At 55.3% G+C, this 12431-nt stretch carries 15 protein-coding genes; 10 read left to right on the top strand and 5 right to left on the bottom strand.

Annotation, left to right across the window (positions count from 1 at the left end; genetic code table 11):
• Window positions 1-31: 31 nt before the first annotated feature.
• Window positions 32-499 carry an outer membrane lipoprotein SlyB gene (gene slyB, locus GUC22_RS11505; protein ID WP_004851450.1) on the top strand — a complete coding sequence of 156 codons (468 nt, stop codon included), beginning with the start codon at window positions 32-34 and terminating at the stop codon, window positions 497-499.
• A 225-nt stretch (window positions 500-724) separates the two neighbouring features.
• Window positions 725-2077: a GGDEF domain-containing protein gene (locus GUC22_RS11500; RefSeq protein WP_024357976.1), complete on the top strand. Its 1353-nt coding sequence runs from the start codon at window positions 725-727 to the stop codon at window positions 2075-2077.
• A gap of 41 nt (window positions 2078-2118) precedes the next feature.
• Here GUC22_RS11500 and slyA read toward each other — a convergent pair whose 3' ends face one another.
• Complete coding sequence (slyA, locus tag GUC22_RS11495; protein WP_029669661.1) at window positions 2119-2559, bottom strand: transcriptional regulator SlyA; 441 nt, start codon at window positions 2557-2559, stop codon at window positions 2119-2121.
• 171 nt (window positions 2560-2730) lie between these two features.
• On the opposite strand from slyA, the gene GUC22_RS11490 reads away from it, so the two are divergent.
• The 3 genes from GUC22_RS11490 to GUC22_RS11480 are packed head-to-tail and all read left to right on the top strand — an operon-like array spanning window position 2731 to window position 5898.
• Window positions 2731-2967: a DUF1656 domain-containing protein gene (locus tag GUC22_RS11490; protein WP_004119481.1), complete on the top strand. Its 237-nt coding sequence runs from the start codon at window positions 2731-2733 to the stop codon at window positions 2965-2967.
• A 10-nt stretch (window positions 2968-2977) separates the two neighbouring features.
• Window positions 2978-3874: an HlyD family secretion protein gene (locus tag GUC22_RS11485; protein ID WP_004136796.1), complete on the top strand. Its 897-nt coding sequence runs from the start codon at window positions 2978-2980 to the stop codon at window positions 3872-3874.
• A complete protein-coding gene (locus GUC22_RS11480; protein ID WP_064342802.1) occupies window positions 3874-5898 on the top strand; it encodes an FUSC family protein in 2025 nt (674 codons plus the stop codon). Before GUC22_RS11485 ends, GUC22_RS11480 begins: the two co-directional genes overlap by 1 nt.
• Here the strand turns inward: GUC22_RS11480 and sodC are convergent.
• Genes sodC through GUC22_RS11465 form a run of 3 tightly spaced genes read right to left on the bottom strand, consistent with a single transcriptional unit; the run spans window position 5891 to window position 7677 of the window.
• On the bottom strand, window positions 5891-6412 hold the full coding sequence (gene sodC / locus GUC22_RS11475) for a superoxide dismutase [Cu-Zn] SodC (RefSeq protein ID WP_049085879.1): 522 nt from the start codon (window positions 6410-6412) through the stop codon (window positions 5891-5893). The two genes, GUC22_RS11480 and sodC, sit on opposite strands and share 8 nt — an antisense overlap.
• A gap of 59 nt (window positions 6413-6471) precedes the next feature.
• A complete protein-coding gene (locus GUC22_RS11470; protein ID WP_064342803.1) occupies window positions 6472-7368 on the bottom strand; it encodes an aldo/keto reductase in 897 nt (298 codons plus the stop codon).
• A 48-nt stretch (window positions 7369-7416) separates the two neighbouring features.
• Window positions 7417-7677: a DUF1289 domain-containing protein gene (locus tag GUC22_RS11465; protein ID WP_165909784.1), complete on the bottom strand. Its 261-nt coding sequence runs from the start codon at window positions 7675-7677 to the stop codon at window positions 7417-7419.
• Between the two features lie 121 nt (window positions 7678-7798).
• Here GUC22_RS11465 and GUC22_RS11460 point away from each other — a divergent pair, with 121 nt between their 5' ends.
• The 4 genes from GUC22_RS11460 (at window position 7799) to rnt (ending at window position 10787) form a co-directional block, all read left to right on the top strand.
• Window positions 7799-8398: a TetR/AcrR family transcriptional regulator gene (locus GUC22_RS11460; protein WP_024357971.1), complete on the top strand. Its 600-nt coding sequence runs from the start codon at window positions 7799-7801 to the stop codon at window positions 8396-8398.
• 53 nt (window positions 8399-8451) lie between these two features.
• The gene (locus GUC22_RS11455) at window positions 8452-9549 is read left to right on the top strand and encodes an alkene reductase (RefSeq protein ID WP_024357970.1); all 1098 of its coding nucleotides are present in this window, start codon (window positions 8452-8454) and stop codon (window positions 9547-9549) included.
• Window positions 9550-9628: 79 nt separating this feature from the next.
• Entirely contained in the window at window positions 9629-10036 is a 408-nt protein-coding gene (gene gloA, locus GUC22_RS11450; RefSeq protein WP_004119471.1) for a lactoylglutathione lyase, read from the top strand.
• A gap of 106 nt (window positions 10037-10142) precedes the next feature.
• Window positions 10143-10787: a ribonuclease T gene (rnt, locus tag GUC22_RS11445; RefSeq protein WP_004136784.1), complete on the top strand. Its 645-nt coding sequence runs from the start codon at window positions 10143-10145 to the stop codon at window positions 10785-10787.
• Between the two features lie 52 nt (window positions 10788-10839).
• Here the strand turns inward: rnt and grxD are convergent, their stop codons facing one another.
• The gene (gene grxD / locus GUC22_RS11440; protein WP_004119469.1) at window positions 10840-11187 is read right to left on the bottom strand and encodes a monothiol glutaredoxin 4; all 348 of its coding nucleotides are present in this window, start codon (window positions 11185-11187) and stop codon (window positions 10840-10842) included.
• Between the two features lie 339 nt (window positions 11188-11526).
• On the opposite strand from grxD, the gene GUC22_RS11435 reads away from it, so the two are divergent.
• Window positions 11527-12381, top strand: coding sequence for a C40 family peptidase (locus GUC22_RS11435; protein WP_049130938.1), 855 nt, complete (start codon window positions 11527-11529; stop codon window positions 12379-12381).
• The last annotated feature ends 50 nt before the right edge of the window (window positions 12382-12431 follow it).

Below are 12431 nucleotides of genomic sequence, written 5' to 3'. Positions count from 1 at the left end.
GAACGCTTCTTGGTGAACAGGAGATTCATAAATGATTTTACGTGTTTTGGCTGTCTCGATGATTGGTTTTACGCTTGCAGGCTGCGTCAGCAGCAGCGGTCTGTCCGGCGATGTTTACTCCGCATCCGAAGCCAAACAGGTCCAGAGCGTGACCTACGGCACTATTGTCCATACCCGCGCGGTGCAGATTCAGGGCGGAGATGACAGCAATGCTATCGGCGCCATCGGCGGCGCGGTTCTCGGCGGCTTCCTGGGTAACACCATTGGCGGCGGCACGGGCCGCTCACTGGCAACGGCGGCAGGCGCTGTCGCCGGCGGCGTAGCCGGTCAGGGCGTACAGGGTGCGATGAACAAAACCCAGGGCGTTGAACTGGAAATCCGCAAAGATGACGGTAACACCATCATGGTGGTGCAGAAGCAAGGCAGCACGCCGTTCTCGGTTGGCCAGCGCGTGGCCATTGCCGGCAGCGGCAGCCAGGTTACGGTATCCCCACGCTAAACCTTATCCCTGCGGCCCTGACGGGCCGCTTATTTATATAAAAGATGTATCATTTACCAACATAAATAAACGATATAAATATATTTATATTTTCCTGCCGCACCTCAACTCTTTGCGCCCGCGCAATATCCCCCCTGCTGCCATCAAGTAATCTTCAATGAGTACTATTTAAATCATTTACGACAACATCGTCGTTTATCCTCGCATTTTTCAGGGATGTTGACTATGCGCGCTAATATAAAAAGCTTACCCCAACGGATATTTCTTTACGCTGCCGTGTGTATCCTTGCGATTACCACGCTTAATTACCTCAGCGACTCGTTAATTCATCGTATACCTACAACATCATCCATGCTTTTTCCTGTACTGACGATTTCGCTGATGACTTTTCATATTATGATTGCCTGTTTTATGGGAATGAAATATCTGTGCGATAAAAAACGGCTGTACCTGGTTCCGATTACCTTCGCCTTTGCCTGCTCGGCCATGCTGATGCTGGGAACGATAGGCAGCTATCCCGACTGGTTGATTTGCGGACAGGGTCGCGCCATTAACCAAAATGACGCGCTGATTTTTTATTTTTTCCGCAACGTGATGATGGCCATTTTATTTATAACATCGATTGTTTTATACCGTTTTCGCAACATCACCCTTAGCTCAGGTAAAATTCACCGAACGGTACTGACAGGTTGCTTTGTTTTTATTGCCGCAGTGCTTATATTATCGTGGATTCATTCCAGCAACTCCCCGCTGTTGAGTATTGAATTCCTTGACAATCTGACCTACACTTTTACGCCGCTGTGGCATAATCGTATTGGCTGGTTATTAATTATCATATGGTCAGTAACGCTGATTTTACTGATTAGCCTGACTCAATTGCGTAATATATTCTGGTACAGCGGGGCCTTTTTTTGTACCGCCTATATATTTACGTTAATGGTTCTACTCTCAACCGCAGGTGATAGCAGTCACGCCTGGAACCAGGCGCGATTCTTTGAAACGCTTAGCACCCTGTTTCTGATTTTAGTCCTGCTGTGCGATGTTTTTATGCTCTATCGCGAATCGAACGAAAGATACGTCCGCTCTTACCAGAACTCGATTCGCGATCCCCTGACCCGGCTGTATAACCGCAGCTATTTTTATGACACCCTGAATCAACGATTGCCGAAGGTTTCCGCTTCACAACCGCTATCGGTGATCGTCTGCGACCTCGATCGCTTCAAGCGCATCAACGACACCTACGGTCACGTGCAGGGCGATAAGGTGATCCAATTTGCTGCCAGCGTGTTGCAGAACAACGTGCGCCAGGACGATGCCGCCGCGCGTATCGGCGGGGAAGAGTTTGCCCTGCTGCTGGTCAATATCGGCGCAAAGGAAGCGCTGGCTGTCGCCGAACGCATCCGCCTCTCCGTTAGCGAGAAGCAGGAAGGATTACCCGAAAGAATGACTATCAGCATGGGGGTTTTCACGACGCAGGATACGCGTGTTTCGGCAGAAGAGTGCGTTAAGCGCGCGGATACCGCGATGTACGAGGCGAAAAACAGCGGTCGTAACCGCGTTGTGGTATGGCATGAATAGATAAAAAAGAGGCCTTGAGTTTCTTCAAGGCCCCGTTAAGGTCAATCTTTTGCCTGGAGATCGAGGATGTTGTGTTCAAGTTTACGAATTAAATTAAGCAACGTTTCCACTTCTTCTCTGGAAACGCCTGCCAGAATCTCATCACGCGTTTTGCCAATAACCTCTTCCATTTCATTGATCAGAGGCTCGGCCTTTTCCGTAAGCTTGATACGTTTTGCCCGCCGATCGTTTGCACAGGTCTGGCGAGAAATAAGCCCTTTCTCCTCCAGCTGGTCGAGCGTGCGAACCAGCGACGGCTGCTCAATACCAATGGCTTTCGCCAGCTGAATCTGCGACTGTTCAGGCGGCAGCTGGTGAATGTTATGCAGCGTGACCCAGTGCGTCTGCGTTAACTCCAGAGGTTTCAGGCGATGGTCGATTAGCGCGCGCCAGACGCGTACCAAACGTGCCAGATCAGAACCAAGTGGCGATTCCAATTTCATCTCCTTATAATTAGCTTGCTAAGTTATTATACTGATTTTAGAATAGTGTGCAGCATTTAAATTACCAAAACAAATGAATTACCTGATTCACTAGAATCAGAACAATGATTTACAATGTGAATAATCGCATCACCTGAACATTCTTCCTGCAACGGCAAAGGATTTTTGCTTGTGAAACTGAGTCTTAACACTGCCGGATTGTCGCTCCAGGACCTGGTGTTCGGCGCTTCTGTCTATTTCCCTCCTGTCTTTAAAGCGGTTCTGCTGGGCTTTTTTATCTGGCTGATTGTCCATCGCCAGCTGCGGGACTGGATGTACGCAGGCGAGATCTGGCATCCCCTGTTAATGGACCTCTCCTTCTTTGCGCTTTCCGTCTGTCTGGCGCTGGTTTTACTGACTATCTGGTAATGTTCATTCCATGAAGAAACTAAAATACTTATCCACGCTGCTGGTCGCCGCGCTGGCCATTATTGCCGCCTGGCTGGTCTGGAATTACTACACGCAATCCCCGTGGACCCGCGACGGCAAGGTGCGCGCCGAACAGGTTGGCGTTACGCCGCAGGTTTCCGGCAGCATCCTGCAGCTAAACGTGCGCGATAACCAGCTGGTGAAGGCCGGAGAGGTGCTGTTCAGAATCGACGACACGCCGTATAAAATTGCCCTGCTCAACGCCCGCGCGCAGCTCGCTAAAGCCAAAGCAGAAGTCGCCCGCGCGCAGGCGGAACAGAAAAAAGCCGCCAGCGATGCTAACCGCCGGCGTCATCTTTCCCAGAATTTCATCTCAGCAGAAGATTTAGAAAACGCCAATACCGCGCTGAATACCGCGACGACCAACCTCGAAGCCGCTAAGGCGGTGGTTGGCGTGGCGCAGGCCACGCTCGATCATGCCCAATGGCAGCTCACGCAGACGGAAATCAAAGCGCCGGTTGACGGCTGGGTCACCAATCTCTCGACCCGCGTTGGCGACTACGCCGCCGTTGGCCACCCGGTTTTCGCCCTCGTCGACAGCCACTCCTTCTACGTGGTGGGTTATTTTGAAGAAACGAAACTGCGTCATATTCGTCCCGGCGATAGCGCGCAGATTATTCTTTATAGCAGCAAGCAAAAGTTACAGGGTCACGTTGGCAGCATCGGACGCGCGATAGTCGACCAGAGCGTGGAGAGCAGCGGCGGGCTAGTGGCGAATATTAAACCGAATATTCCCTGGGTCCGCCTTGCTCAGCGCGTCCCGGTACGCATTGAGTTTGACCATCTGCCGCCGGATACCACCCTGGTCTCCGGTACCACCTGTACCGTTGCCATCGGCGCGCAGTAATGAAGCTGCAGGCCCTGTCGTGGCGCGCGCTCCCGTGGATTAAGGCCAGCCGTCCGCAGTGGCGCTATGCCCTGCGCAACGGGATTGCCATGTGCCTGGCGCTGAGCGTCGCCTACTGGCTGAATCTTGACGAACCCTACTGGGCAATGACCTCCGCCGCGGTGGTCAGCTTTCCCACCGTCGGCGGCGTGATCAGCAAAAGCTTCGGGCGTATTGCCGGCAGCCTGCTCGGCGCCTGCGCGGCGCTGCTGCTGGCCGGGCACACGCTCAACGATCCGTGGCTGTTTCTCTTCAGCATTTCAGCGTGGATAGCCCTCTGTACCTGGGCCTGCGCGATGTTCACCAATAACGTCGCCTACGCTTTCCAGCTCGCGGGCTATACCTGCGCGATCATCGCTTTTCCGGTTATCAATATCACTGACGCCAACGAACTGTGGACTATCGCCCAGTCGCGCGTCTGCGAGGTTATCGTCGGTATTTTGTGCGGCGGGCTGATGATGATGATTTTACCGAGCACGTCCGATGGCGCTACGCTGCTGACGGCGCTGAAAAACATGCACGCGCGCCTGCTGGAACACGCCAGCCTGCTGTGGGTGCCGGAAACTACCGATGCGATCCGCACCGCGCACGAGAGCGTGATTGGGCAAATCCTGACCATGAATTTGCTGCGTATCCAGGCCTTCTGGAGCCACTATCGCTTTCGTCGGCAAAACCCGCTGCTGAACTATCTGCTGCATCAGCAGCTGCGAATGACCAGCGTGATTTCGAGCCTGCGGCGGATGCTGCTCAACTGGCCCACCGCGCCCGCCCGCACCCGCGAGATTCTGGAGTCACTGCTTAACGAATTAGCGTATACAAACGCCGATGCCTTGAGCGTCGCCCGCATCATCGCCCCGCTGGCGCCGCCCGCGGATGCTGATTACCGGCATATCGCCTTCTGGAAGCGTCTGCGCTACTTTTGTCGTCTCTACCTGGTGAGCAGCCGCTGGCTCACGCGCATCGAAAACGCCACCGCGGTGACTGAATTTAACGTGCCTTCCGCGCCAGCGCTGGCCCGCCATACCGACCAGGCCGAAGCCTTGTGGAACGGCGTTCGCACTTTCTGCGCGCTGGTAATGGTCGGCGCATGGGGAATTAGCACCCAGTGGCAGGCCTGCGCCGCAGCTCTGACCCTGGCGGCTATCTGCTGCGTCCTCTATTCGGTCTCTCCTTCACCGTTTAAGTCCTTAACGCTGTTGATGCGCACCCTGATCCTGCTTTCGCTCTTTAGCTTTGTTGTGAAGTTTGGCCTGATGGTGCAGATCACCGATTTATGGCAGTTTCTGTTGTTCCTGTTTCCGCTGCTGACGACCATGCAGCTGCTGAAGCTACAGATGCCTAAGCTCGCCGGACTATGGGGTCAGCTGATTGTCTTTATGGGGTCGTTTATTTCGGTCACCAACCCGCCGGTCTACGACTACGCGTCGTTTCTTAACGATAATCTGGGGAAAATCATTGGCGTAGGCCTCGCCTGGCTGGCGTTCGCCATTATCAGCCCGGGTTCGGACGCGCGTAAAAGCCGCCGCCATATCCGTGCGTTACGGCGTCACTTTGTTGACCAGCTCAGCCGCCGCCCGCAGCACAGCGAGCACGAATTTGAATCGCTGGTTTACCACCATATTAGCCAGCTCAGCAATAGCCAGGATGCGCTGGCGCGCCGCTGGCTGCTGCGCTGGGGCGTGGTGTTGCTCAACTGTTCCCACGTGGTGTGGCAGCTGCGCGAGTGGGAAACCCGTTCCGACCCGCTATCGCAGGTGCGTGATTTATGTATCAGCCTGCTGCGGGATGTAATGAGCGAGCGCGGGGTACAGCAGCGCCCGCTCGCCTCTACGCTCCAGGAGCTGCAGCGCATCTGCGACGCGCTTAATCACCACCACCAGCCGGCGGCCAAAGAGCTGGCGGCGGTTATCTGGCGGCTATGGTGCGCGCTGTCGCAGCTGGAGCAGGCGCCGATTGCCGGAACCCTGACGGAAAGAACTACTTAATCACGCCGCAGGCAAACCGCTCGCCGCCGCCGCCAAGGGGCTGCGGGCTATCGGACATATTGTCGCCCCCCACGTGAATCATCAGCGCCTTGCCTTTCACCTCATCCAGCGTTTTTAAACGCGGTGCCACCACCGGCTGGGTGGCTTTACCGTCGTTGTTGACCACCAGGAATGGCAGATCGCCGAGATGCCCGGCGCCGTCAGGACCTTCATGCTTTCCGGTTTTTTGCGGATCGTAGTGCCCGCCGGCTGCGCCAGCGGCGACGGCTTTGCCCTCTTTAATCGCGGGCTGGCAGCTGCCGTTGGCGTGGATATGGAAGCCGTGCTCGCCGGGAGGCAGCGCCTTCAGGTCTGGCGTAAACTCCAGACCTTTCTCGGTTTCGCTGATTTTAACGCTACCGATAGCCTGACCGACGCTCTGGCTGGTAACAAGATTGATATCGACGCTTTCACTGGCCGCCTGCGCGCCTGCGCACGCGGCCAGGGTAAGTATGGCGAGAATACATCGTTGCATAACACCTCCTTAATGGCTCTATCGCTACTAAGTGTAGGCCATTGCTGAGGTGTCGGTGTTTACGGAACGTCGTAGCCTAACGCCGCTTTACGAATGCGAAACCACTGCTGGCGGCTCATGTTTAGCTTTTCAGCAATCACCGCGGAGCGCACGCGCTCGATTTTGCCTGAGCCGATGATCGGCAACGGCTGCGATGGCAGACGCAGGATCCAGGCGTACACCACCTGCTCAATGCTCTCCGCATTTAGCTCCTGAGCAACGCGCGCCAGCTCATCGCGCAGCGGCTGGAAGCTGTCATCGTTAAATAAACGTCCGCCGCCGAGGCAGGACCAGGCCATCGGCCGGATACGCAGCTGCTGAAGCAGATCCAGCGTACCGTCCAGCAGCAGCGGCTGATGGACCGGGGAAATTTCCACCTGGTTGGTCGCGAGCGTAAACGGCAGGCGCGACTGCAGCAGGGTAAACTGGGCGGGAGTAAAGTTAGATACGCCGAAGTGGCGAACTTTGCCGCTATGGTGGAGGGCAAGGAACGCCTCCGCGACTTCATCCGCATCCATCAGCGGGTCCGGACGATGGATTAGCAGCAGATCAAGATGGTCGGTTGCCAGATTACGCAGCGACTGTTCGGCGCTGAGAACGATATGGTCGCGGTCGGTAATATAGTGGCCGATGGTGTTTTCCGCCCGCGCTTTAGTGGCTATCCCGCATTTGGTGACGATTTCCATCCGGCTGCGCAGATGCGGAGCCAGCTTTAGCGCTTCGCCAAACGCCGCCTCACAGCGATAGTCGCCGTAAATATCGGCGTGATCGATAGTGGTGACGCCCAGATCCAGGTGTTGCTCAACAAAGCTCACCAGCGCTTTCGCGGACATATTCCAGTCCATCAAACGCCAGTAGCCCATCACAAAACGAGAAAATTCCGGCCCCTGCGGAGCCATAGCAATACGCTGAACCATAACAGCTTCCTCAACAAAAATGTGCCCTGAGTATACGCAATTTTATGCTTAAAACAGTGAGGGTTGCTGCGGTTCTTCCGCACTATCCTGCTTAGCCGCGCGTAATTTGCGCAGCAGCCGCTGGCGACACAGACGCAGAACCTCCTGCTTTTGCGCATCGTTCATTTTCTGCCAGTTGAAACGCTCGTCGCGGCTGCGCATGCACCCCCGGCAGTAGCCACGTTCATCAGACTGACAAATCCCCCGGCACGGACTTTGCACCGGGAAGAACTCCAGTTGTTCAGCCACTTCGCCTCTCCTGCCGCTCATCTCTTTCTTTATTGAAGACGTTTCATTCGCCGTACGCAAATTTTGTTCATCGCCCTCTGCGCCAGGCGGCATTTTTAATTATGACTTGCATTAGACCAATCGGTCTATTACAGTGAGCGCTATGAACAAGCACAGTGAATGCAACACCCGCGAACATATCCTGGTCACCGGCGAGCAGCTCTGCATGCATCGGGGATTTACCGGCATGGGGCTGAGTGAACTGCTGAAAACAGCGGAAGTGCCGAAAGGCTCTTTCTATCACTACTTTCGCTCAAAAGAAGCCTTTGGCGTTGCGCTGCTCGAGCATCATTACGCCGGATACCTTCAGCGCCTGGTGGAGCATTTTGACCACGGTCAGGGAAACTACCGCGATCGCCTTTTGGCCTATTATCAGCATACGCTGACGCAATTTTGCCAGCAGGGCATTATTAGCGGCTGTCTGACGGTGAAGCTGTCGGCGGAGGTCTGCGATCTGTCGGAAGATATGCGCGCCGCGATGGATAAAGGCGCCAGCCAAATCATTATCCTGCTGGGCGATGCGCTGGAGAAAGGCCGTCAGGAAGGCAGCCTTGAGTTTGACGGCGACGCGTTCACCCTTTCCCAGGTGCTCTACTCCCTGTGGCTGGGGGCGAATCTGCAGGCCAAGATTACGCGTAGCGCAACGCCGCTGGAAAGCGCCCTTGCCCACGCTAAAAATATTATTGCTGCGCCTGGCGTTTAACAGGCGTTTTTATTTCATCAGTTTCAAGACGACCGGTCTACTCAGGAGTCACTATGTCAGAATCAAAGTTGTTTACCCCGTTGAAAGTAGGTGCGGTAACCGCGCCCAACCGCGTATTTATGGCTCCGCTGACGCGTCTGCGCAGCATTGAACCGGGCGATATCCCTACCCCGCTAATGGGTGAATACTACCGTCAGCGCGCCAGCTCCGGCCTGATTATTTCCGAAGCCACCCAGATCTCCGCTCAGGCTAAAGGCTACGCGGGCGCGCCTGGTCTGCACAGCCCGGAACAGATTGCCGCGTGGAAAAAAATCACCGCCGGCGTACACGCCGAAAACGGGCGTATTGCCGTTCAGCTGTGGCACACCGGGCGCATTTCGCACAGCAGCATCCAGCCTGGCGGCGCCGCCCCGGTGGCGCCGTCGGCCATTAGCGCGGGTACCCGTACCTCGCTGCGCGATGAAAACGGCCATGCTATTCGCGTCGACACCTCGATGCCGCGCGCGCTCAACACCGATGAGATCCCGGGGATCGTTGATGATTTCCGTCAGGCGGTAGGCAACGCCCGCGATGCCGGTTTTGATCTTGTCGAACTGCACTCCGCGCACGGCTACCTGCTGCACCAGTTCCTTTCCCCCTCTTCCAACCACCGTACTGACCAGTACGGCGGCAGCGTGGAAAACCGCGCGCGCCTGGTGCTGGAAGTGGTTGATGCGGCAAGTAAAGAGTGGAGCGCCGACCGTATCGGTATTCGCGTTTCGCCTATTGGCAGCTTCCAGAACGTCGATAACGGTGCGAATGAAGAGGCCGACGCGCTCTATCTGATCGAAGAGCTGGCCAAACGCGGCATCGCTTACCTGCACATGTCCGAGCCGGACTGGGCCGGCGGCCAGCCGTACAGCGATGAGTTCCGTCAGAAAGTGCGCGACCGTTTCCCCGGCGCCATTATCGGCGCTGGCGCCTACACGGTCGAAAAGGCAAACGATCTGATCGGTAAAGGCCTGATCGATGCCGTGGCCTTCGGTCGCGACTACATTGCCAACCCGGATCTGGTCGCGCGCCTGCAGAAAAAGGCCGCTCTGAATCCACAGCGTCCGGAAAGCTTCTACGGCGGCGGCGCGGAAGGCTATACCGATTACCCGACCCTGTAATCCCTCCATTGATAGCGGCGGGTTATCGCCGCTATACTCAACGCTCTGCTGTATCAACATAAACTGCATAGGGGACATTATGCGCTTACTTCACACCATGCTGCGCGTTGGCGACCTGCAACGTTCGATTGAGTTTTACACCAACGTGCTGGGCATGAAACTGCTGCGCACCAGCGAAAACACGGAGTATAAATACTCGCTGGCATTCGTGGGTTACGGCGAAGAGAGCGATACCGCCGTGATTGAGCTGACCTACAACTGGGGCGTTGATAAGTACGATCTCGGCAGCGCTTATGGCCATATCGCGCTGAGCGTTGAAAACGCGGCGGAAGCCTGCGAGCGTATTCGCCAGAACGGCGGCAACGTGACGCGTGAAGCCGGTCCGGTGAAAGGCGGTACCACCGTTATCGCCTTCGTCGAAGATCCGGATGGTTATAAAATCGAACTGATCGAAGAGAAAGACGCCGGTAAAGGCCTCGGCAATTAATCTGCTCGGGCACCCGCGGTGCCCGCTGTTTTATCCCCCTGCCTGCTGCAAGGCGCGGCAAAATTTGCCATAATGCGCGCTACTTTTTTCCAGCTAAGAGAATCTGATGTCCGAGAACGTTCAACTTAATGGTCTGTGCGACCGTTTTCGCGGTTTTTATCCTGTGGTAATCGATGTTGAAACCGCCGGATTTAATGCCAAAACCGACGCCCTGCTGGAGATCGCCGCTATTACGTTGAAAATGGATGAAGAAGGCTGGCTGATGCCGGACGAAACGCTGCATTTTCATGTTGAACCTTTTGAGGGCGCCAACCTGCAGCCCGAAGCCCTGGCTTTTAACGGTATTAACCCCCACGACCCCGAACGCGGCGCGGTGAGCGAATACGATGCGCTGCACGCGATTTTCAAAATGGTCCGTAAAGGGATGAAAGAGAGCGACTGCAGCCGCGCGATCATGGTTGCGCATAACGCCACGTTCGATCACAGCTTTACCATGGCGGCGGCAGAGCGCGCAGGGCTGAAACGTAATCCGTTCCACCCGTTCGTCACCTTTGATACCGCGGCCCTGAGCGGCCTGGCGCTGGGGCAAACGGTGCTGTCGAAAGCCTGTATTGCCGCAGGGATGGCGTTTGATGGTACCCAGGCGCACTCCGCGCTATACGATACCGAACAAACCGCCCAGCTGTTCTGCGAAATCGTCAACCGCTGGAAGCGTCTCGGCGGCTGGCCATTACCGGTGGCCGAAGAATAAACGATAAAAAAAAGCGACTTCATCGGAAGTCGCTTTTTTAATAGCAGCAGAATTACTCCGCTTTCGGCTCGTCAGTTTTATACTTAGCGGCCGTTTCTTTAATCAGCTGCTGCAGTTCGCCGCGCTGATACATTTCAATCACGATGTCGCAGCCGCCGACCAGTTCGCCGTCTACCCACAGCTGCGGGAAGGTTGGCCAGTTAGCGTATTTCGGCAGCTCTGCGCGGATGTCCGGGTTTTGCAGGATATCGACGTAGGCAAAACGTTCGCCACAGGCGGAGAGCGCCTGAACGGCCTGCGCGGAGAAACCGCAGCTTGGCAGTTTCGGTGATCCTTTCATGTACAGCAGGATCGGGTTTTCAGCGATTTGATGTTGGATTTTTTCTAAAGTCGTGCTCATTGTCGTGCTTCCTCAAACTTCTCTACGGCAGTAATTTGTCATTGTAGCGCCCTGAACGCAGGACCGATAATAACATTTTTTTCACTTGCCACATTTTATCTTCTGTCGGCCAAAGTTGCCTCAAAAATATCATTTTATTGCTATACGCGGCAACGCGTTGCGCGTTTTTCATGCGTCAGGGGCGCTGACGGAAGCATTTTTTTGCAAATGTTAACCAAACGAGACTTTAGATACAAAAGAGTAGTAACTCTCCACGATTTTATGCTTTAGAATCGATGCGGTTTGTCATTCATCGTCAGGCATCTGTATATGTCTGTAATTTAATCAGGGGAGTGCTCAGTGGCGCGTCTTAACAAAATCGCGATTTCGCTCTGTGCATTACTTTTCACATCTATTTCACTTACGCCGCTGGCGCATGCTTCCGGGCATACGCACGCTTCGGCCACGCCAAAAGCGCATCCGGCCAAGGGCACGACCGCGGAGCGTAAGAAAAAAGCAGTCAATTCCAAAAGTAAAACCGCCGCCAAAACCCCCAGCAAGAAAACGTCGACCGCCAGCCGCAGCAAATCAACCGCGTCACGCCAGACCGCCAGCGTCACCAAAAAATGCGTCCTGCGCAAAGGCTATAAAAAACTGTGCGCCAGCTCGACAAGGTCAATAGCGGAAAGCAAGATGGCAACGGCGAGCGTGCAGAAAAAATGCGTGGTGCGTAAAGGCTATAAAACCCGCTGCAAACCCATCGCCGATGAGCCGCAGTTGACTATCGCCGATGCGCATAAGGCGCGGGTACAAAAAGCGCAAAGCACCGCGATGTCAAAGCTGATGGATCAGATTGGTAAGCCCTATCGCTGGGGCGGTACTTCCCCGCGCACCGGGTTTGATTGTAGCGGCCTGGTCTATTACGCCTATAAAGATCTGGTTAAAATCCATATTCCACGCACCGCCAATGAGATGTATCACCTGCGCGACGCCCGTCCGGTGGATCGCGGCGAGCTGCAGAGCGGGGATCTCGTCTTTTTCCGCACCCGCGGGCGCGGGACTGCCGATCACGTCGGCGTTTACGTTGGCAACGGCAAATTTATCCAGTCTCCGCGCACCGGCCGCGATATTCAGATCACCTCATTAAGCGACGATTACTGGGTACGCCACTACGTCGGCGCGCGTCGCGTTATGACGCCGAAAACCATTCGCTAAATATGCCTTGCCGCTTGGGCGGCAGGGTAACTCTCTCTTTTGCCACATCT

Source organism: Klebsiella sp. MPUS7, from assembly GCF_009905335.1.
Classification (GTDB): domain Bacteria; phylum Pseudomonadota; class Gammaproteobacteria; order Enterobacterales; family Enterobacteriaceae; genus Klebsiella; species Klebsiella grimontii.
This window is presented reverse-complemented; position numbering and strand designations above follow the sequence as displayed.